The following is a 22,110-nucleotide window of genomic DNA, read 5'->3' as shown; positions in this document are numbered from 1 at the left end:
AGTTGCCCGTTGCGCGTCAAACACTTTTTTTAAATAAATGTGCGTTCGCTCACTTTTACAGCAGCTTGGTTAAAATACCACTAATATTGAGCAATAAAATAAAAAACGTCCTTTGCTAACGCTATTTATTCAAAAAGCCAATATTTCTCCGAACTATGCATTTATTTTCTACAAATAGTCTTGCTAGTATGCGAAAATAGCGATGTTTATTAGCCTATTGTGAAGAATTATGACTGCAGCTCTTATTGACGGTAAGTTGATCGCTCAACAACTACGCCATTCTGTTAAAGATAAAGTTCAAAAACGTATAGAAAACGGCTTACGCGCTCCAGGATTAGCCGTAATTTTAGTAGGTTCAGATCCTGCATCTCAAGTTTATGTTGGTAGTAAAAGAAAAGCTTGTGAAGAAGTTGGCTTTGTTTCTCGCTCGTATGATTTACCACCTAGCACAAGCCAAGATGAACTTTTCAATCTAATCGATGAATTAAATAACGATAATGCTATTGATGGCATTCTTGTTCAGCTACCTTTACCTGCTGGTTTAGATGCAAATCTTATTATTGAACATATTAACCCATTAAAAGATGTCGATGGCTTTCACCCGAATAATGTTGGTAAGTTGGCATTACGTCAACCAGGTCTGCGCCCTTGTACACCTAAAGGCATCATGACCTTAATTGCTTCAACAGGAATAGACCCACACGGATTAGAAGCTGTTGTTGTAGGCGCATCTAATATTGTTGGTCGCCCAATGACACTTGAGCTACTACTCGCAGGTTGCACCGTAACCACTACGCATAGATTCACCAAAAACTTAGAAGCTAAAATTCGAAATGCCGATCTGCTAGTGGTTGCTGTTGGTAAGCCTGAGTTTATCCCTGGCGAATGGATTAAAAGTGGTGCTATTGTTATTGATGTAGGTATTAACCGTTTAGAAAGCGGAAAATTAGTTGGCGACGTAGGTTTTGAAAAGGCTAAAGATAGCGCGGCTTATATCACTCCTGTTCCGGGCGGTGTAGGCCCAATGACAGTTGCGAGTTTAATTGAAAATACCCTTATTGCTTGTGAAGAATTTCACCACTAAATATAACGACATCATAAAAGCTTCTGTTAAAGTTAAATATTGAAGCTGTAGCTGATAACAAAACAGCCTGCAATTGCAGGCTGTTTTTAGTTTTAACATAGTATTTTATTGTTTAACTTAACATTACTTAGCTATTCAGATTACTAGCTCAAGCTAACAAACATTAAGACAGATAAATTACGCCTTGCGCCAGGTTGTACCGCCAGCACCATCTTCTAAAATAATATTTAATGCCGCTAATTTATCTCGGGCGTCATCTGCCATTGCCCAGTCTTTATTTGCGCGAGCATCATTGCGTTGCTTTATTAACGCTTCAATTTCTGCCGTTTCATCGCTGTTAGAATCACCACCTTGGAAGAAATCTTCTGGTGAGTTTTGTGCAACACCTAAAACTTCGCCAAGTGAAACTAAAATATAAGCAAGCTTAGACGCTTCTGCTTTATCCGTTGCTTTAAGGCGATTAATTTCTTTCGCTAGCTCAAATAATACCGGCATAGCTTCAGGGCAATTAAAATCATCATTCATCGCTTTCTCAAAGCGTTGCACGTATTCATTACCTTTTAGCTCTACTTTTACCGGTGTTAGATCACGCAAAGCCGTATAAATTCGCTCTAAACTGGCACGAGCCTGGGTTAAATTATCTTGCGAGTAATTTAATTGGCTGCGGTAATGGCTAGAAGTTAAAAAGAACCTAACGCTTTCAGCGTCGTATTCATCAAGCACGCTGCGTAAGGTAAAAAAGTTATTTAACGATTTAGACATTTTTTCTTTGTTAATTTGCACCATACCGCCATGCATCCAATAATTAACATAAGGTGTGTCGTGTGCACAGCAAGATTGTGCAATTTCATTTTCATGGTGAGGAAACTGTAAGTCTGAGCCGCCGCCATGAATATCAAAATGCTCACCTAAATGCTTTAAGTTCATCGCAGAACATTCAATATGCCAGCCAGGACGACCTTTACCCCAAGGTGATTCCCAGCTAGGTTCATCAGGCTTAGCCATTTTCCAAAGTACAAAATCTAACGGGCTACGTTTAGCCTCATCAACATCTACGCGAGATCCAGTCTGCAACATATCCAAATTTTGCAAACTTAATTTGCCATAATCTTTGTAAGTGCTAACTTCAAACATAACATCACCGTTGCTGGCAACATAAGCATGCTTGCGTTCGATTAAACGTTCAACCAAAGCGATAATTTCATCCATATGCCCTGTTACTGTTGGTGCAATATCTGGGCGCATAATATTAAGATCATCAAAGTCTTGATACATTTGCTCGGTCATACGCAAGGTTAACGCTTCACAGCTTTCACCATTTTCTTTTGCACGTTGAATTATTTTATCGTCTACATCAGTAATATTACGAACATGTGTTAGGTCGTAACCTAAGTATGTAAAGTAACGAGCGATAATATCGAAAGCAACATAGGTTCTGGCGTGGCCAATATGGCAACGGTCATAAATAGTAATACCGCAAACGTATAAACCTACCTTGTTGGAAGTGATCGGCTTAAAAACTTCTTTTTTCCTGCTTAAGGTATTATAAATTTGCAACATAACGACTGTTTTTCCTATGTAATATCAATACTTGATTAAATTCTGTTACTCCCAGAGTGGGAATTATCGCAATTGTACCCCAAGTATTGCAATGAATCATTAGCTTGGCGGTATTTGCTGTAATATTTAGCGATTAATTTTCAAGACATTTTGCCAAGAAATGTTTCTTTTATTAAGTTACAATTTACCTCATTACATTTCCTTTATATTTATGAGTAAAAAAATGATCACATTTAAAACAACTTTAGGCGACATTAAAATTGAATTAGATTTTGATAACGCACCTGTTACTGCAAAAAACTTTCAACAATATGCTGAAGATGGCTTTTATAACGGCACTATTTTTCACCGTGTAATTAAAGGTTTTATGGCGCAAGGCGGTGGTTTTGCATCAGGTATGGACGAAAAAAATAGTCGTGAGTCTATTAAAAATGAAGCAAACAATGGTTTAGCCAATGCTCGTGGTACTTTAGCTATGGCGCGTACACAAGAGCCGCACTCAGCTTCAGCACAATTTTTTATTAACTTAGCTGATAACGACTTCCTAAACTTCAAAAGCGAAGACGTTCAAGGCTGGGGTTACTGTGTATTTGGTAAAGTCGTTGAAGGCATGGACATCGTTGATAAAATGACTTTAGTTGATACTGGTCGTATGGGTTTCCATGACGATGTGCCAAAAGAAGAAATACTTATTGAAGAAACAATCGTAGCTTAACGCTCGGTTAATACGTAAAAAGTATGAGTGAGACTTCTCATTTACATGATAAATCAGCGGTAACGTATTTTATTGCTGATTTACATTTAGCGCAAAACAGGCCTGATATTACGGCCTGTTTTTTGTCTTTTTTGAAAAATGAAGCCCCAAAAGCACAAGTACTATATATTTTAGGCGACTTATTCGAATATTGGATAGGTGACGATGATGATAGCTCTTTTATTTTACAAATTGCTCAAGCGATAAAAGCGTTATCAGTGCTTGGCTGTAAAATTTATTTTATTCATGGAAATCGCGACTTTTTATTAGGTAAGCGCTTTGCTAAACAAGCTAATATGACGTTGTTGCCTGAAGTAACTCTGATTGATTTATATGGCTCCCCTGTCGTTATAATGCATGGCGATAGCCTTTGTACACGTGATACTGGTTATCAAGCTTTCCGTAAAAAGTCTCGAAGCTGGTGGTGGCAAGCCATGATAAAAAGCTTACCTTTGTTTGTTCGACGAAAAATTGCAGATAATTATCGTGAACAAAGCGCTTCTGCTACGGCAATGAAGTCGCAAGATATTATGGATGTTACTGAAAGTGAAGTTATTCTTTGTTTAGAACAATATCAAAGTCAAACATTAATTCATGGTCATACCCACAGACCTGCGGTGCATGATGTAATAGCTAATAACCAGCATGCTCAAAGAATTGTACTTGGCGATTGGTACGAACAAGGAGCTTGGTTAAAAGTAACGCCTGAATCTATGGAGTTATTAGATAAACCTTTTGAAATCGTTAAATAAATTTTTTTTAACGATGACTTAAAATAAAAAAGCCCAGACTTTCATCTTGGGCTCTCTTCAAATTAAACACTTCAGCGTTTTGTATAATTACTTAGACATTTGACTATCGACCCAGTCATTCACTCTACGTTCTAAAATAGCCAATGGCATAGCACCGCCACCTAGTACAGTATCGTGAAAACCTCGAATGTCGAAACGCTCGCCAAGCTTTTGCTTTGCATTTTCACGTAACGCTATTATTTTCAACATGCCTATTTTATAAGACGTTGCTTGGCCCGGTAATACTAAGTATCGACGCACTTCAGAAACAATGGCTTCTTCAGCAATGGGCGTTTTCTCTTTAAAGTAAGCAATTGCTTGCTCTTCAGTCCAACCTTTTGTGTGTAAGCCGGTGTCTACCACTAAACGAACTGCACGCCACATTTCGTTAACCAAGCGGCCAAAATCAGAAAAGTCATCTTGATAGGCGCCCATTTCTTTTGCTAACAATTCAGCATATAAGCCCCAACCTTCGCTGTATGCAGTAAAGTTAGCTTGCGTACGAAACTGTGGTATTGAAGTTAGCTCCTGGGCAATCGAGATTTGCATATGATGACCTGGGTTACCTTCGTGATAAGCAACGCCTTCCATTTCATTTTTCGGCATGGCCGTCATATCTGAAAGGTGAGCGTAATAAACCCCTGAACGACTTCCGTCTGCTGTGCCAGGACTATAATGTTGTGCTGCGCCATCTTGCTCTCTGAATGCTTCAACCCGCTTAACGGTTAATGCTGCTTTGGGTAAAATACCGAAATATTCTGGCAATTTTCCGTTAATAAAGTCTAAATACGTTTCAGTGTCAGTAATATAGCCCTGACGACCCGCATCCGTATTAGGGTAAAAGAACTGTTCATCGGTTTTAATAAAATTAAAAAATGCAGATAAATCACCTTCGAAACCCACACGATTTTTAATGGCGATCATTTCTTGAGTAATGCGATCAACTTCTTTAAGACCAATATCGTGGATAGCATTAGCAGATAATTCAGTTGTTGTAGATACGCCTATCATATAGTCATAAAACGCTTGACCATTTTTTTGTGTTGAAACGCCTGTAGGATTACTCGCTGTATTTACTATATCTTTTTCAAACCAGGTAATTAATGCTTGGTAGCTAGGTAAGAAATAATTTTCGAGTTGTGCTTTTGCATCATTTTTTAATGATAACGCTTGCTCTGCTGTTATTTTGTCAGCATCAACTAAGGCTGATACTTTTCGCTGTACGTCTTGCCAAAGGGGTGAAGCACTCGCTCCTTCAGCATTTGAGAATGGTATACCTCTGATCAAGTTTTTTGATTGTTCTATAACACCTTCGTAGGCAAATTTAGGCGGTCGAGTGCCGGCTGCAGCATTTTCTTGAGCTCTTACCAATAATTGACCAATAGCAACACTAACACCTTTAATTCGCTTGATATAAGCTTGCATATCGCTAAAGTCATCTACGCGATGAAAGTTAATTAGAAACTCTGCAGCAAATGATTGAATGCCATTAAATTGTGTAAAAATATAACCGTTATTAGTGAATTCTTGTCCAGCTTGAGCTTGTGTATTCTGATAAATCCAAATGTCGTAAGATATTTTAGCTTCAGCTGTCAGCTTGTTATAATCGAAATTCGATTTAAGCTCTTCCACACTTGCCGCTTGCCGAGCTAACTGCTTTTTCTCGAACGCTACTGACATATCATTAATTTGGTCGTATTTTTCTTTACGTCCCAAAAATGTCAGCATCATTGGGCTACTTTGTAGTTGCTCTTCATACTTAGTAGCAAACCACTGATTAAGCCTTGCAGATTCACTTAATTTATTTTGTGTAACACTTTGAGTAGTCTCAATTTTAGAGGGTTCTTGAGTGGTTTGTGTTGAACTATGTGGCTGGCAGGCAGATAAGCATGCTACAGCACCTACCAATGCAATCATATTGCGCATTAGTTATTCTCCTTGTTATTTAAATTTCAGTGTTATAGAAAAACGTGTTTGTATATTATCGAGTTATAATATGAAATAAAACCTAATCTAGCTAAGTACTTATACCAATTGATATAAACAATCGATCATGTAAAAGCGGTTTAAATATCCAGTATCTACGTTGCTTTCAATCCCAATAGCCTGCTATTGGTCAATCAAGCGCCTTGCTACTGAAAGTTTATCCTCGTTTAAAATTGACCGATTCATTAAGTCAATTGGTATTATATAATGATGAAATTTAGCCTCTTACTATTATTAACAATATATAAAAAAGCCCAACGAATTACGCTCGTTGGGCTGGTAATGTAGATCATTTGCTGTTTTTTAACATTTAATAATCATACATATAGTTCATATATAAGATTTTTAAAAAGCTGTTTTAAATCTCAAGCCAAACTCACTCGCGTCGTTGCTCATGATTTGTAATATATAATCACCGGTATTTAAACGTGCATTGTCATAACGTTTGTCAAAAATATTATGTCCGTATAAAGCAACGCTCCAATCACCTTCAGCAGGTGTAAAGTTAATATTAAAGTTAACTAATGCACGACTTTCAATTTCAGTTAAACGACCAGGATCAGAGCTTGGTTCGCCGTACATTTCATCACGGAATGAATAGTCAATTCTTGTTGATATATTCGCGCCACTTTCCAAAGTAAAGTCATACATAGGGCTAATTGAAGCCGTAATTTTTGGTGTGAGTGGTGCAACAGGTTTTACACCATCTTGCTCATCAACATCAACATCTATGTAACCTAAGCTAGTATGAAGTTTAAAGTTTTCAGTGAAATAAGCAGTACTTTCCCATTCAATACCACGCGATGTTTGCTTAACCACTAAGTTACTGGTATCGAATCCGGCTTCAGAAGTTGTACTTACTTGATATGGTAAATCATCATAATTAGTATTAAATACAGCGATACTCATACTAAATTCGTCAGTAACCATACCTTTTAAGCCAACTTCGTAGTTAACCGCGGTAATATTTTCAGAGGCAACAAAACAGGTAGGGTCGCCAAACAAACAATATGGGCGTGCTGGGAATTGACCAGACTGATACCCATTTTGAATACTGGCGTAAACATTAAGGTCATTTTCAAGTCTGTAGCTTACCGATAAATCGTAACTTAGTTCGTTCCAAGCATCATGCGCTGAAAAAGGGCCGATACCGACATTAGCGGTAGCTGATTTTTTATCTTTGGTATAACGTAAGCCGCCTGAAACTCTTAGTTCATCAGAGACATCATAGCCCACGTTTACAAATACCGCGCGACTAGTGGTTTCTTGATCAAGGGCTAATAAATTAGGGCCACCATTAAAACTTGAATCTTCACCTTGGTAGTTACTACCCGTTTCATTAAACCAATAAAGGCCCGAAACAAAGTCAAACTCGTCGAAATAACCGTTTAACTGCAATTCTACAGAGGTTTGATCCGCATCACCTTCTTCAGGGTAATGATCTAAAGCGAAAATTGTGCTGTCATCATCCAAGCCTGCTTTATATTCTGAGGTACGGTGACTTACAACAAGTTTAGTTGAATAAGTATCTGACAAGTTGTAATCAGCAGTGATAGAGACACCATTAGCACTGTTACTTACCGTTGAAATTTCTTCAGTGCCAGTAGCATTATTGTATGGGTTGGCGGCTACATCAGAATTTCTTAGTGGGCCTGAGGGCGTTGGAGAACCAAAACGCTCACCGGTATAATATGCACCCGTTGGTATTTCATCAATTAACGTCGTGTAAGGTCTTAAACCCCCTTCACCATCATTAATATCTGCAGTAAGTACAACATTAAAATCTTCATTTGGCTCATACTTTACTGATAAGCGGCCATATAATTCTTTAGTTTCACCAACATCGTATTCTGCATTAGGCAAGTTAATGAATGTACCTAAACCATCACGATGGTTATAACCTGCATTTAAATTGAATGAAACAGTATCGCTAATTGCTCTATTGATAAACGCATCAGCTTTCAATCTACCGCGCGTACCTACATCTAAACCCAGTTTTGTTACTGCTTCAGCATCAGGCTCTTTAGTTATAATATTTATTGCACCACCGATAGAATTTCGGCCATATAGCGTACCTTGTGGACCACGTAAAACCTCAATTCTTTCAATGTTATTTAGGTTCCAGTTTTGGCCAACTTGTCTGCCTAGATAAACACCATCTACATAAACGCTAACGCCAGGATCTGTGGTTATCAAATGGTCTTGTAAACCAATACCACGAATAAAAGGGTTAGCTGAAGAAGTATGCCCGGCTGAAAAGCCTGTAACATTTAGGTTTGGTACAAATTTACCAACATCAGTTAAATCTGAAATTCCTTGTTTACCTAGTGCTTCACCACTAAAAGCACTAATTGCAACGGGTACTTCATAAATCACTTGTGAACGTTTTGTTGCCGTTACGGTAATACTTTCAATTTTACTCTCTACTTTTGTCTCTGTAGCTTGTTCATTTGCATATAAAGGTGTAGCAATTGCTAGTGAAACGGCTGCAGTTATTAGGTTGTAGCGAGAAAATAAACGCGCATTGGCATTTTTATTTTGCTTATTATTCAAGGTTGTTCTCCAGTGGTGATTTTCTTTGTAGTTTTGAAATTTTTAGCTGTACATTTATGTATGCACACTTAGCACATGCATACAGTGCTGTAAAAATCTACCCAACGTACATTATTTAACAAATTTTTGTTATTATAGTGGAATCATTAGCTTATGTATAATCTAGATTGACTTTAGATTAGTTCATAGCAATTTTAGGCACGCCGCTGTGGAATTTAAAGTCTGAGTCTTCACTTGTAATTAAGCTGGCCTCAATATCTGCAAAATAAGCAACGCGGCTCTCTACTTTGTCACTTTGATCTGGACCTGCAATTTCTTTCGCCAAGGTTAAATAATCTTGATAATGACGAGCTTCAGACCTTAATAATGATAAATAAAAGTCACCTAAGCGTTTATCTAAATGGGGTGCTAGCATTGCAAATCGTTCGCATGATCTTGCTTCGATAAAAGCACCGACAATCAACTTGTCTATTAGCGCATCAGGTTCGAAGGTTTTAACATGTGTTAACATCCCTTTTGCATAACGACAAGGCGTAATACTTCGATACTCAACACCATATTCATCCATGACTTCTAGTACTTGATAAAAATGATGAAGCTCTTCTTTAATCAACAATACCATTTTATCAATTAAATTTTGTCCATAGGGCGAGCTAGATTTCGGCACGACTGATTTAGTCAGTTTATTTTTCGCCGCTAATAACCGCCAGTCGCCTTCTCGTTTATATATAAAGGCTTCAAAAGGTTGTAACCACGCTAACAATGCATCACTACCCGCTTTATCAACTGCATATTTTCGGATCATGAACATCGCTGATTGTGCGGCCTTTAGCTCACAAACATATTGAGTGTGCAAACTGCTATTAAAGCAGGTTCTTCATAGAACCTCAATTCGTTTAACCTATATTTCTAAATAAAATTTCTAAGTTAATTTCAATCTTTATTAGGTATACCACTGTGGAATTTAAAATCAGTGTCAGGAGTAGAGATCAACTCAGCTTCCACTTCACCAAAGAACTTGATTCTTTCGGAAATATCTTCGCCAGCGACTTGTTCAGCTAGTGCCAAGTAATCTTGATAATGCCTTGCCTCTGAACGCAGTAAAGAAACGTAGAACTTATTAAGTTCATCATCTAAATGTGGGGCTAATTTTGCAAATCGTTCACAAGAACGAGCTTCGATATAAGCACCGCAAATTAACTTATCAATTAAAATTGCTGGCTCATGAGTCCTCACATGCTTCATCATGCCTTTAGCATAACGACTAGCAGTAATATTATCGTAAGGTATACCTCGTGTAACCATGATTTCTAGAACTTGGTAAAAATGGTGTAACTCTTCTTTAATAAGAAGCACCATCTTATCTATCAAATCCTGTCCGAAGTCAGAATCACTCTTAGGAACAATATCCTTTGTTAATTTGTAATGCTCTGCCAAAGACTCTAAAGAACCCTCTTTTTTATAAACAAATTTCTCATAAGGTTGAAACCACTCAAGCAGTGCTTCACCACTTTTTTTATCAGCAGCATATTTACGAATTAACCACATCGCTGTTTGTCCAGCTTTCAATTCACATATCAAATGGTCCAAGAGAAGAACTGGCAAGTTTTCAGCCTTTTTAGCTTCTATAACCCATTCGTCAGGGGTCTCGCATTGTAAAAAAGATCTAATAGGGGCTAATAATTCTGTATACGGCACGTTGCTGAATCTCGATATTCAAACTAAATAAAAGAGATTTTACCATATATAGAATAAAAGGGATGTTGTTATAGATTAAACTATCAAGTTATCGCACGTTGATGTGTATTGAATTTTTTAAAACTATCACCATATATATGCTGCTTTTTGTACCTAGCACCAAAACCACCAGATAAAAAACCATGCATTTTTAAGTATTCAAAATAAGCCATTAGCATTTTGTAAGGAGTAACAAATGGCATTTCAATTCCTTTGGCTTTTAGAAGTTTTGACTTGTACATTAAGTCCTTATATGGACTTACTAGATCTACGCCTAGTTGTCCTAGCCTTTTAGCTGAAAAACCAACTTCAACACCATCATTGTTAACCCAACAAATATCCCTAATCAATATCATCTGCCATAGTTTAGGTTGGCAACCATAAATCCAGTTAGGATCTATATCTTCCCAAATAAGCAAATTTAAATATTCTTGTTCAAAGCCTTTATTGACTAGATCTTTAAAGTATCTCACAGATAAATTTTTAATTTTATCGTAGTCCTGACTAATAACCTTTTCAGAAGTCGATATTAATACTTCAGCACGCTCTAAACTTTGATCTAACCGCTTCTGTTCAAATTGCTTTCTCTTAGCTAATTCTCCTTCGATAATGCCATTACACTTTTCTATATAGTCTAAAGCAATTTTGTTTTTACCCCATTTGGCTCTAATAAGCTCTGGCGGTTGATTCAAGCTTTCAATATCAAATACCAATAAATTTGGGGTATTCGTCAAATTCTCAGTGTCAGTCACATTATCAAATTGTTCATCAATTAAAACACCAATAGGCTTTAGCTCACTTCCTGATTGAGCAACCAATTCAAAGTTCATACCCTTGGTATGCTGAAAGCCTTTGACTCTAATCCGTTTATCTAATTGAGGAGGGCTAGGAAGCTTAGATTTTATTATTTCACCAAACTTGTTTGTTGGTATTTTTTGAAAGATGAATTCATAGCAAGGTAGTTTAAAGCCACTTTGTAAAAAGTACCGCTCTACTAGATTAATCCATTGTCTTAACCCATTATTAATACAGTCAACCTTCCGATCTAGTTGCTCTGTAAGGTGCCGATTTACATGATTAATGAATTGGTTTGTTAAGTTAATAATTTTTTGATTATAGGCTTGTTCAAGTTCTTGTTTTACTTCTTTAAAACCTATATCCCTCTCTTGGAGTAAATTCGAGATATCAATTTCAACCGTATTTAGCTCAAGTACCTTAAGCTTATCTTCTTTGGCATCATCTACTTTATGCCAAACCTTTATTTCAAAATTAATATCAAGATCAACACCTTCATAAACCGCAGAAACAAAAACATCAGACCTAACTGTACCGATTGTTTTTTCTACTTCTGCGCTTTTGAGTTCAATCTTTTTTTTACCGAATAATGATTTATTTTCTGTACTGTAACTTCTACCTAATATGTCTTTACGCGAATAGGTTTGGTTATCAAAGTCAATAAGAGGGATTGTTTTAAGCTTTGATAAGACATACTTTCCTAACAAATGAAGAGCTGTTTCTTGGCACGACTCACTTTCATTTCCTCTATAGTGAGCAAAATGCCAGACAGTCTTGTCCCCCATTCGTGCCACAAGTTCAGATTTACACTCAGGGCATATACAGTTGCTCTTTAACCCCCTTTGTTCCTCAGTTAAATCTTCGATTAAGATTAGCTCAGAGGTGTCTTTATCTATCCCAATTGGAATTTTCATTACATAACATCCTTGTTAGTAAAAGTTAGATGGATAACTGAAAGTGGGTTAAGACAAAATCTTTCATCATCTCTTCACGCTGTTTTATGTAGCTTTTTATGCTTTCTACATTCCCCCAATCACAAGGGACACCATCTATTTCATTTTGTGACATCAAAGGCGCTAATTTAAAGGCTTCTAACTTATCTGCTGTATTCTTATTTCCTTTGCTTGAATTAGAAGCGGCATAATCAATGACTAAGTTTCCGATATTATGCTTGTAGGACTCATGAAACTCATCATCATACTTAACATTTTTAGCCCTTTGGGCTGATATATGCTCAATACTCAGTTTTTCCCTTTCTCTTGTTGTGAAATACTCTTTCAAGGTGAGTTGAGGAAAACCTTTAGCGTGACGCAATTTGTTCTCATAAGAAAACAAAACATAACGTACAGAGTTTTTGCTTAACCATTCATAATGGTTTTCATAATGAACTGCTTCTAATGCTCTACTATTTATATTCCACCAATTACTTTGAGTAAAATCTTGTACAAGCCCTATTACATCTTCATTTCTTCTTAGTCGTGTATATAGGTAACTTTCACCGTTGCTACGAAGCCCTACCAAAGATGCCCTAAACGTAAACTGGTTTATCGCTTGCAATAACCTATCTAAATCTTCTTTTTTGTCTCTGTAGATTTTCATCAGTACAGGGTAAAAAGGGGCAACTCGTCCAATCATGAATAACTGCGCTAAATTACGATTGATTTGTTTTTCATCTTGAATACTTGAGTAAATTTTAAAACTATTTTTAAGGCGTGTTGCATAAGATCTAATTTCTTTCAGCGCTTCACTTTTAGTTTCTGGGTTATTAACCAATTTGGCTATTTTTAGTTTGATATACTCTTTTGGCTTTTCTTGAAAATCTGCGGGACAATTCTCAAAAGCAATATTATGATAACGAAGTACGTCCCTATCGCTAATCTCATACTCTTCAGCTAGTCTATAAATTTCAGCGAATTCGAGTTGAATATTTCTGATGATTTGATCTGGGTTTTGAGATACTAATCCAGCGTTATACATCAAAAAGCTCTTAATTGATTCAAGATCAGTTAGCTTTCTTCCCCTATCATTTAACAATTCAAATATTTGTGTTGCCGTATTGATTTGATCAACGACATAGAGCAAAACATCTGCATTAGTTGCTGTGTTATATATTTTCTCTAAATTTACAATATCAAGTTTATCTAATTCGGTATTGAAGTAATTTTTTGCTTCTAACAAAAGTCTTTGAGAATTAGTTTTAATGTCAATTATTGATACTTTCTGATCATCCAATATAACGCTATGCAAAAATACAGAGTCTTCATTATCTGTTTGAAGTTTATAGAACTCTTCATCTTTGATGAATTTTCTAATTGTTCTACTGGAAACCAAACTAGATGAGTTGGAAATTAACTTTTCTATGAGTGCATTTATAAAAATTATAAAGGTTGTGAGCCTTTGCTGCCCATCAACAATATCAACGATTGAAAACTCGTTTTTATTCCCATTTATATGAAAAAGAAATGAGCCTAAGAAGTAACTCCGATCTTCATGTTGATTAACAATATCTGATAAAAAATCTTTTAAGTTTTCTTCAACTTCCCAAGAATAAGCCCTTTGGTAGACGGGTATATTAAATATTCTGGTGTCACCAAAAATATCTTTTATCGTGGATTTCCCTGTTTGCATTAATTTCTTCCAATCTATTTGAAATGTAAAGTAATGTACGACTGTAAGCAAGTTACAGTCGTATTAAGTACTTTTAAACTATTTGATTAGCAAAACTGTCATAATCTTTAGCTTTTAAGAATTCAGCATTATCCCCAATCGCTTTAAAGTGCTCTTTACCACACTTTATTTTCTTATTTTCAGCTTCTCTAAGATCAGAGCTGAGCATTGAACTCTTGGTTTCAACAACAAAATATAAGTGTTCAGAACCATCCTTTTCAATGAGTACAGCCCAATCAGGGTTATAAGTACCTAAAGGTGTATCTATCTTAAACCAACGGCTAGGTAGTTTTGCATATAGCTTAACTTCATCACGCTTTTCTAACTCTTTAGCAAATAACTCTTCCGTTTCAGAGTCATAAACAACGTAATCATGTACACAACGTTTGGCTTCAATCATATTTTTATTCAAGTAACCAAATAATTCGTTATTCTCAAACAGTTTTTGATCAAAGAAAGCATGATCACCTATTTTTTCATACTTAATACCATTAACAATAAACAACTGTTTTTTCTTAATAATAATATCGCAAGCTTGCTCTATAAACTTTTGAGGATTCTTTTTAAAGTGGTCTAATTTACCACTTTTTTGAAGGATTTCGACAACAGCTCGTCTAGTTAAATTAGTCTCTTCTTGGAGATAAGAAACGATATCAGGTAGTGGAAAATCACGATATTCATAAACGTAAGATGCTATTTTTTCATCAGTAATATTTACGCCGCTACGTTCAATGGCGGTAAGAGCTTTCTTATATTCAAATTTAGAAAAGCCACAAACTAAATTATCTTTAATTTCTTCAGCACATTCATCAATCAGTTTTGCTTCATCAAAATTAAGTTTAAAGTTAGTTTTGTACTTAATTCTTTCCCAAAGTTCTTTAAATTCATTACTTAAATAGACTTCCTTATTAAGTTTTACTTGTTCTTTTTTATCAGCAGGCTTAATTTTTAAATTACGTCCAACAACCTGTTTTAGTTTGTCAAAAACAACGTTTTGAACATCTTTAAATTCTTCTGGTAATGGTAAATTATTATCCTGTATTGCAGATTTTAATTTATCTTCAACTTTACCTTTTTCAGTTATATAGCCTTGCTCTTGTATATATTGAAATAGCTGCGCTGACTTTTCGGTTCCTAAGTATTCGGTTGGTTTACCATCTTCAGCAACATTAATATTGGCAAACAAATGATCTTCAACAATACCAAATTGAACATTTTCTTCTTCTTCAATTTCTTTTTGCAAACCAGACACAAACTCATCATAAGATTCATTTGCCATAACGGTTAACGTATTAACATCAAAACCATGTACTCGTTCCCCATTCTGATCAACACAGATGCGTAAACCGCGACCAATTTCTTGTCGTTTTTTAATGGTTGAGCCACTTTCGTTTAAAGTACAAATTTGGAAAACGTTTGGATTATCCCAACCTTCTTTTAATGCAGAATGTGAAAAAATAAAGCGTAAAGGTTCTTTCAAATCAAGTAGCTTTTCTTTATCAGTCATTATCAGTTTATATGCATCAATATCAGCGGCTGACTTTGCTGAAGCACCTTGGGTTGATGTTGATTCTTTATATACATCAACCAAGTCACCATTAGAGTTTTTCTTTTTATCAGCAGCGAAATAACCGTTATGAACCTGAGCAATTAACTCATCTAAAGCAACAGTATTAATTTGACCATTTTCTAAATATATTGAAGGATATATTTTTTTATACTTAGGACTTTTAGTTAATATATCTCTGAACTCTTCTTCAAAATATGTACAGAAAACACCAGCAGAACGGTTATTATTTTTGTCATAAATTCTATAGTTAGAAACTTTATCTATAAAGAATAAGCTCAATACCTTTATACCTTTAGAGGTTAAACGCATTTCTTTATCTAGGTGCTCTTCAATCGTTTTTCTTATTTGAATACGTTTCTGTAAAAGCTCATCAACTTGACCAATTGCTTGTCCTAAAGAAATGACATCACTTTTAGAATGAAAGTTAATGTATTCACCACCTTCTTCAGTATAAATATCAAGAACATCATACCCTTCATAAACAGGGTTCTTAGTTTTTTCAAAAAGATCTTGGTTTGGCGTAATGGTTACTTTTTTTCTAGTAACTTTACCTTTACTCATAACATCCACTTCAATTGATGCAGACCTTGGCTGAGGTTTCACAGAAACTAACTTGATATACGCTTGGTTATGATCGTTTTTAATACCAACACTAGCGACTTCAATTTGCTTAACTAACTTTTGTTCGTATGCGTCAATAGAATCTAACTTATAAAGCATATTGAGTTTGTCTATATGCGTTGCTGAATAGCGCAAAGTGCAAAGAGGGTTTAAGGATTTAATTGCGTCTTTTGACTTGTCTGTAGTTGCTACAGATTGAGGTTCGTCAATGATAACTATAGGGTTGGTTTCTTGAATTAATTCAATAGGTTTTGCATCATTTAGGTCATTCCTACGGGTATGCATTCTTACTTGACCTGCTTCACCTTCTTTTTTAGTGGTTTTTTCTTTAAATGCATCAATATTAATAACCATAATCGAAAGGTTGTCATTAGTTGCAAAGTCACGAACAGCGGTAGGTTTGGCGGAGTTATAGACAAACCAATCGGCATCTATGCCATAGATTTTTTTAAAGTGCTCTTGAGTTATATCAAGAGATTTAGCAACACCTTCACGTATAGCAACAGACGGAACAACTATAACAAACTTAGTAAAACCGTAATTTTTATTAAGTTCAAAAGCAGAACGTAAGTAAACATAGGTTTTACCTGTTCCCGTTTCCATTTCTATGGTGAAGTCAAAATCAGACAATTTATCTGATTGTTTTAAGCCGTTTTTAAGTTGAACCTTTTTAACGTTATCTAAAACTTCATCATTTAATAAAAATAGTCGATTTCCAACCCCTGTGTCTGAAAACGTAGAAGTCGAAAATAAATTACCTTGTTGTGCTATTTGGCCTTTAACCTGTTTGTAGGTGTTCACAACTGTAAATTCACTTTTACAGACTTCCTGACCTTCAAAAAGGTTTACTACTGCCGATATAGCCTCTGACTGATGTTGTAAGTCAGATTGAAATTGAATTTTCATCTAACCTCCTAAATGCACTTAACGTCAGTAATGCCATATTGTTTAAGCGTTTCAATGGCGTTTAACTTTTCACAACTATCTTCATAACCAGCATCTTTAATAACTACACGCGTAGATTCAGAGTCTAGTTCTTTTTTAAGTTCGCCAATGCCAACAATCGTTTCATTCGTAATTTTATTATCTAAACAGACAATTAACGAACCAAAGGCAACATCAAATACTCGTTTTCCTTTAATATCATGTTCAGAAATTGGATAGGTTAAATCAAGACCGTACTTCAATAAAATTTCAAATAGCACATCATATTCGGAACGTTTGGCCTTAATACTATCAACACTTTGATCAACCATATCTTCAACAGTATCGAATGTTGCATCCCAAGGTTTAATATTACTAGTGTCTAGCTTAAAGCTTTTAAATCCCGCATCAGGATAAGTTTTACAAACTTCAAAAATGCGTTTTTGTGTTAAAGATGAAATTTTTGGTGATAATCCTTTCTCTTTACAATATGAATGAGCAGCTTTTTCTGACGAGTTGATTGGTTCGGGCAGTTGAACAGTAATAAATTTTCTATTCTTCTCGTCTTCTTGGTTTTGCTTTAATACAGCATGGGCAGTAGAGCCGCTGCCAGCAAAAAAATCCATTACAATTTCATCTTCTGATACTATTTTCATTAAAAACTGAATTAAACCTGTTGGTTTAGGGTAATCAAATACGCCTTCCGAAAGGATAGCTCCTACCTCAATGCCACCTTGCTTTGTCGTATAATCATTAATGATTGTTTTAGGGTGCTCTGTTCCCCGCTCCTTGACATACTGTAATACACCATTTGTTTTAAAAAAGAACTCCGTTACCTTTTGACCTTTCGTATCATATGTTTCTTGACCACTAAGCCAGCTTTCAATTTGATTCTTCATCGTCCAGCCAGCTTTTACAGTTACATCATTAGCTAATTTACCATCTTTACATTCAAAAATACCTTGTGTAATTTCAATGACCTCTTTATCACCAAAAACACTAGGAAAAACCTTATCTTCACCTTCAAACCTAATACCTTGTTTGAATTTGATTTCTGAAGCAGGGTTTTTAACACCTATTTTTTTGATTGCTCGATCTGTAATTTTAGAGTCTGGTCCAGAATATTTAATATGGTTTAAAATATTTGTATTCTTTGCATAAGCAATGATGTACTCATGCTCTCTTGTATAAACTGAAGATGATGTTCTTCCGCTTTTCCAAATAAATTGCTCAATGAAATTCTCAACACCAAACACTTCATCACATACTTGAATTAAATTTTTTGCCTCGTGGTCATCTATAGAGATAAATATTATTCCATCGTCTTTTAATAAGTTTCGAGCAAGCTTTAAACGTGGATAAATCATATTTAACCAATCTGTATGATATTTTCCTGACGTTTCAGGATTATTTGATTTATTGAAGCCATCTTTGTCAACCTGCGATGTAATTTCTTTATAATTGGCCAAATTATTCTGAAAGTCGTCCTTATAAACAAAGTCTTTACCTGTGTTATAAGGAGGATCGATATAGATCATTTTCACTTTTTTGTTGTAAGACTTCTGGAGTAATTTAAGTACTTCAAGATTATCTCCTTCAATGAAAAGGTTTTGGGTTGTATCCCAATTTACGCTCTCTTCTTTACACGGGCGTAATGTACCTGTTGAAGGTGTTTGCGCTAATTGTCTTGCTTTATTCTTTCCATGCCAAGTAAAGTTATAACGTTCATCTGCATCTTCAATATGCTCGCCTAAAACGGCTTTCAGCACTTCAAAGTCAACTTTTCCCTCTCGAAATACATCAGGAAATAGTTGCTTTAATTGTTCAATATTTTGTGCTTCTATATCTAAGCTTTTTCCATCTTCAGGTGTTAACTTCTCTACTTGTTCTGTCATCATACATTCCTAGTTAATTCTGTTTTCATCGTAATAAAAATAACTACTACGACAATTAAAATTCTTATTCTTAATTTTCTGCCACTTGGTTATTAAGCACTTTTACCTGAGCATATAATTGATACAGGTGTTGGGCGGATAAATCTAAAATTGGTTCATACATAAATGAGTTGAGGTGAATATTTTCTGGTGTCATTAGGTTTACTTGATCTAACAGAACAATACTGTCTGTTTCGGTATCACCAAAATCATTAACGAATCGTTCAAATAACTCTTTTGTTTGTGATGTTTCAATTGCTTGCACAAATTCATGATCATTTATCATTCCTATCATAAATTTTTCAGCTTCTAACCTTATCGCTATTGATAAAATTATTTTGTCTTCTAGCTCGGCAACGTCTTTCGACTCATCAACTAGTGCATCACAAGCATCTATTAAGCTTATTAGAACTAATTTAGTGCGATTAGGTAGTACAACATCACTTTTATCGCTAAATACTTTGTGATAAATAGTTTGAAGATCTGAGATACGAATATCGCTAGTGTTTGTTTTCAAGTGAAGTAATGATGTTAAGTCTTTATATTCATCTTCTAATCCGCAGTATTCAGCTAAATTTCTAGCAAATGGAATACATGCTAAAACACATTTTTCATCCCTAGCTAACTGACTTTTCCAGTAATTTAAAACATCTTTTTGATACTTTTCTCGGATTAACTCAACTTTATTATCAGTTTTAATGGTAAATAGTCGCTTATTGCCATAAACACCTACTCGACCACATACGGTTCGGTGAAAGTCAAAATTATGGGTTAATATTAAAAGTTTGAAATAACTGGTATTAGCCAAAATTTGCAAGTATTCAACAATTGAATATTTATTTTTATAGTCAAAAGAGTCAGCAATATCATCAATGATAAATAAGGTAGGCGTTCTCTCTTTTAGCCTTACTTCGATTTCAAATAATAAATTCAAAATATAAAGTGCTCTTTTTTCTCCTTGGCTAAGTATGTCAATCAATGTCGCTCTATTAACATTACGATTTTCTCTACCATCTTTAAAATCGAAAGCTATGGTTGGTTGAGCACTTTGTAAAATTACATCTTCTTGATTATCCACTCTTAGAACAAAAGGCACGTTAAATCGTTTGTTAAAGCTGTCAACTACCTTCTCCCAAGTAGTTTGCTGCTCTTTAGCTTTACCCGTTATGTTAGCTATTAACTGCTTATTGGTTTTGTAGCTTTCTGCAAAGTCCTTTAGTATTTCAGGTTGTTCTGTTAAATAAGCTAACCATAGCTTCTTTTCAAATTCTTCATGATCTTTAAGTTCAGGTAATAACGTTTTATGATCTGTTATAAACTCCCTGAACTTTCTGGTTTCGGCATTCGAAAGCTTTTTATCAATGGCGGTAAACTGTTTCTGTAACTTAGGATCAGCAATTACTTTATTTTGTTCTTCTTCAATTAGTTCTGATAATTCTGCTTGAGAAGATATTTCTTTTTTTCCATCAGGTAATTGAATGTTAATAGTATGAGCAGCACCAAAAAAGCCAGTATCGTGAAGACTCTTGGATATTGTTGCTGCATTTTGATGATTAAATTCTCTTGATAATACTGGCGATTGAGCAACTAATTGATCATAAGTTTCAATATAGTCTTCTAACTCTTTACTTAAATCACCAGACTTTAATAACTTAAGAACTTTTTCGTTGAATATATCCCCATATTTAATCTTTGAAAAAGCTGAAAAATCACCTTCTACTTCTTGAAGCTCCACAAGTAAGTTAAATAACTCTTTGTCATTTTTTGCAAAGGCTTTACAAAGTAGCGACTCAATTGAAACATTTTTTGAATTAATACCTGATAAAGATTTTAAATGTTTTAGTAAGGCATTTTGTTTTGTGTCTATATCAGAAAGTGCTTCATCGTACTGCTTCTTAAGATCTTCATTAACCAATAATAATGACGTTTTTTCTGACGAATAAGACTCATTATAAGGTTTAATCACGAAAATGTTTTCTGGTTTTACAGCCTCGCCATCAACTGATATATCTCTAACCGTTTCGCGTTCTGGAAATACAATATCCTGACTGCTTTTACCTTGTTGAATATCTTCAAATGTCCTTGCAAATGAACTTTTCATAAAACCATTAGGTGCGTAAATCGAGTAAACCCCTTTACTTTTACCTCGAAGCTCTAAATCAAATGTGTATTCAAGTTTTTTAATGCCATAGCAGTTTTCTAGATTGACTTTTAATTCATTCACTATTCGTCCCTTATGATAGTTCTGCTGTTAACTGAGTTAACTTTTGTTTAATTTTTTGCGCCTGAATATTCAGTTCTACCTTTCGGTTAATCTGACCTTCTTGCTTTATTTTTTGCCTAATACCAGAAAGCTTGGCTTCTAGAGATGCTATTGAATCCAACACACTGGCTTGTAATTTAGCTTGTTCAATATCTACAGATTGACTTTCACTTTCAGAAAACTCGTTAGTATGTTTTGATTTTTCAAGGGCTAAAAATTGTTTTACCCAACCCATGTAGAATTCATAAAAATTCACGAATGATTGCTTTTCTACCGTCAGCGATTTCAGAAAAACCTCTTCAATTGAACCTGAAGTTAATTGCTCAAGAGTAAATGCAGGAGATTGATAAAAACGTTCAACTTTTAATTTACTATGATCAGCTTTGCTTAACCGTTTTGTAGCAAGGTTTAATGTGATACTCGGTTCATTTTCTTCCGTTACATGCTTAAGGTGTAACACGATAAAAAGTGGGTAAGGGATAGACCTTTGAATGAGTTCAGCTATTTTTTTAGCTCTTTTGGTTGAACGAATAGTTATTTCAATAACTGCGACTTCATTGTACTCAAGAACGTAAGATTCTGAGTGACTGTCTTTATCCAAATTGTTAGCACTAGATTCAACAACTTCATGATAAGGAGAAATATTTACCGTAGTATTTTTTAAGGTATTGCGCCAAATAATAGCTTCTATATCTTCTTGTACTGCCTTTTTATCAGCACTAGTTAGTTGGCTATTTTCAATTAGTTGTTTTTTGGCAACTCTTGAACCTAGATATGTTTTATCAGGTAAATTTAAATACTCATAAAATTTAGATAACAGCATGTTTAAAACTTCCTTTTATTTTCTGCGCTAATATTCTGCACTAACACT

Annotated in this window: 14 protein-coding genes; 3 read left to right on the top strand and 11 right to left on the bottom strand. The window is 35.1% G+C overall.

What is annotated here, in order from left to right; genetic code table 11:
• Positions 1 to 229 precede the first annotated feature (229 nt).
• Positions 230 to 1,084, top strand: a complete 855-nt coding sequence (gene folD / locus B6A32_RS06180) for a bifunctional methylenetetrahydrofolate dehydrogenase/methenyltetrahydrofolate cyclohydrolase FolD (protein ID WP_085302039.1) — start codon at positions 230 to 232, stop codon at positions 1,082 to 1,084.
• A gap of 177 nt (positions 1,085 to 1,261) precedes the next feature.
• Here folD and cysS read toward each other — a convergent pair whose 3' ends face one another.
• The gene (gene cysS / locus B6A32_RS06175; RefSeq protein WP_085302037.1) at positions 1,262 to 2,644 is read right to left on the bottom strand and encodes a cysteine--tRNA ligase; all 1,383 of its coding nucleotides are present in this window, start codon (positions 2,642 to 2,644) and stop codon (positions 1,262 to 1,264) included.
• Between the two features lie 223 nt (positions 2,645 to 2,867).
• Between cysS and B6A32_RS06170 the strand changes: the two genes are divergently transcribed.
• Entirely contained in the window at positions 2,868 to 3,359 is a 492-nt protein-coding gene (locus tag B6A32_RS06170) for a peptidylprolyl isomerase (RefSeq protein ID WP_085302378.1), read from the top strand.
• Between the two features lie 23 nt (positions 3,360 to 3,382).
• The gene (gene lpxH / locus B6A32_RS06165; protein WP_085302035.1) at positions 3,383 to 4,150 is read left to right on the top strand and encodes a UDP-2,3-diacylglucosamine diphosphatase; all 768 of its coding nucleotides are present in this window, start codon (positions 3,383 to 3,385) and stop codon (positions 4,148 to 4,150) included.
• Positions 4,151 to 4,237: 87 nt separating this feature from the next.
• Here lpxH and B6A32_RS06160 read toward each other — a convergent pair whose 3' ends face one another.
• The 10 genes from B6A32_RS06160 to B6A32_RS06115 all read right to left on the bottom strand — a co-directional run bounded on the left by B6A32_RS06160 (position 4,238) and on the right by B6A32_RS06115 (position 22,062).
• Complete coding sequence (locus tag B6A32_RS06160) at positions 4,238 to 6,115, bottom strand: DUF885 domain-containing protein (protein ID WP_085302033.1); 1,878 nt, start codon at positions 6,113 to 6,115, stop codon at positions 4,238 to 4,240.
• Between the two features lie 405 nt (positions 6,116 to 6,520).
• Positions 6,521 to 8,728: a TonB-dependent receptor gene (locus B6A32_RS06155; protein ID WP_085302030.1), complete on the bottom strand. Its 2,208-nt coding sequence runs from the start codon at positions 8,726 to 8,728 to the stop codon at positions 6,521 to 6,523.
• Between the two features lie 178 nt (positions 8,729 to 8,906).
• The gene (gene miaE / locus B6A32_RS06150) at positions 8,907 to 9,584 is read right to left on the bottom strand and encodes a tRNA isopentenyl-2-thiomethyl-A-37 hydroxylase MiaE (protein WP_101685916.1); all 678 of its coding nucleotides are present in this window, start codon (positions 9,582 to 9,584) and stop codon (positions 8,907 to 8,909) included.
• Positions 9,585 to 9,661: 77 nt separating this feature from the next.
• Positions 9,662 to 10,426, bottom strand: a complete 765-nt coding sequence (gene miaE, locus B6A32_RS06145; protein ID WP_198946870.1) for a tRNA isopentenyl-2-thiomethyl-A-37 hydroxylase MiaE — start codon at positions 10,424 to 10,426, stop codon at positions 9,662 to 9,664.
• 83 nt (positions 10,427 to 10,509) lie between these two features.
• Positions 10,510 to 12,174, bottom strand: coding sequence for a competence protein CoiA family protein (locus B6A32_RS06140; protein WP_085302026.1), 1,665 nt, complete (start codon positions 12,172 to 12,174; stop codon positions 10,510 to 10,512).
• Between the two features lie 25 nt (positions 12,175 to 12,199).
• Positions 12,200 to 13,888 (bottom strand): DUF262 domain-containing protein, encoded by a 1,689-nt coding sequence (locus B6A32_RS06135; RefSeq protein ID WP_085302023.1) that lies wholly within the window; start codon positions 13,886 to 13,888, stop codon positions 12,200 to 12,202.
• Positions 13,889 to 13,961: 73 nt separating this feature from the next.
• Positions 13,962 to 17,024, bottom strand: coding sequence for a type III restriction-modification system endonuclease (locus B6A32_RS06130; RefSeq protein WP_085302021.1), 3,063 nt, complete (start codon positions 17,022 to 17,024; stop codon positions 13,962 to 13,964).
• 8 nt (positions 17,025 to 17,032) lie between these two features.
• Complete coding sequence (locus B6A32_RS06125; protein WP_085302019.1) at positions 17,033 to 18,940, bottom strand: site-specific DNA-methyltransferase; 1,908 nt, start codon at positions 18,938 to 18,940, stop codon at positions 17,033 to 17,035.
• 67 nt (positions 18,941 to 19,007) lie between these two features.
• A complete protein-coding gene (locus tag B6A32_RS06120; protein ID WP_085302017.1) occupies positions 19,008 to 21,200 on the bottom strand; it encodes an ATP-binding protein in 2,193 nt (730 codons plus the stop codon).
• Between the two features lie 10 nt (positions 21,201 to 21,210).
• On the bottom strand, positions 21,211 to 22,062 hold the full coding sequence (locus B6A32_RS06115; protein ID WP_085302015.1) for a DUF4391 domain-containing protein: 852 nt from the start codon (positions 22,060 to 22,062) through the stop codon (positions 21,211 to 21,213).
• Between the last annotated feature and the right edge of the window lie 48 nt (positions 22,063 to 22,110).

Origin of the sequence: Colwellia polaris, from assembly GCF_002104515.1 — a bacterium.
GTDB lineage: Bacteria > Pseudomonadota > Gammaproteobacteria > Enterobacterales > Alteromonadaceae > Cognaticolwellia > Cognaticolwellia polaris.
Note: the sequence above shows the minus strand (reverse complement) of the source record. Positions and strands in the feature narration are given on the sequence as shown.

Excerpts from the sequence above, each read along its gene's own strand:
- B6A32_RS06125 (WP_085302019.1), bottom strand. The coding sequence starts at position 18,940 with ATGATGACAGAACAAGTAGAGAAGTTAACACCTGAAGATGGAAAAAGC.
- folD (WP_085302039.1), top strand. The coding sequence starts at position 230 with ATGACTGCAGCTCTTATTGACGGTAAGTTGATCGCTCAACAACTACGC.
- cysS (WP_085302037.1), bottom strand. The coding sequence starts at position 2,644 with ATGTTGCAAATTTATAATACCTTAAGCAGGAAAAAAGAAGTTTTTAAG.
- B6A32_RS06130 (WP_085302021.1), bottom strand. The coding sequence starts at position 17,024 with ATGAAAATTCAATTTCAATCTGACTTACAACATCAGTCAGAGGCTATA.
- B6A32_RS06160 (WP_085302033.1), bottom strand. The coding sequence starts at position 6,115 with ATGCGCAATATGATTGCATTGGTAGGTGCTGTAGCATGCTTATCTGCC.
- lpxH (WP_085302035.1), top strand. The coding sequence starts at position 3,383 with ATGAGTGAGACTTCTCATTTACATGATAAATCAGCGGTAACGTATTTT.
- B6A32_RS06170 (WP_085302378.1), top strand. The coding sequence starts at position 2,868 with ATGATCACATTTAAAACAACTTTAGGCGACATTAAAATTGAATTAGAT.
- B6A32_RS06115 (WP_085302015.1), bottom strand. The coding sequence starts at position 22,062 with ATGCTGTTATCTAAATTTTATGAGTATTTAAATTTACCTGATAAAACA.
- B6A32_RS06135 (WP_085302023.1), bottom strand. The coding sequence starts at position 13,888 with ATGCAAACAGGGAAATCCACGATAAAAGATATTTTTGGTGACACCAGA.
- B6A32_RS06140 (WP_085302026.1), bottom strand. The coding sequence starts at position 12,174 with ATGAAAATTCCAATTGGGATAGATAAAGACACCTCTGAGCTAATCTTA.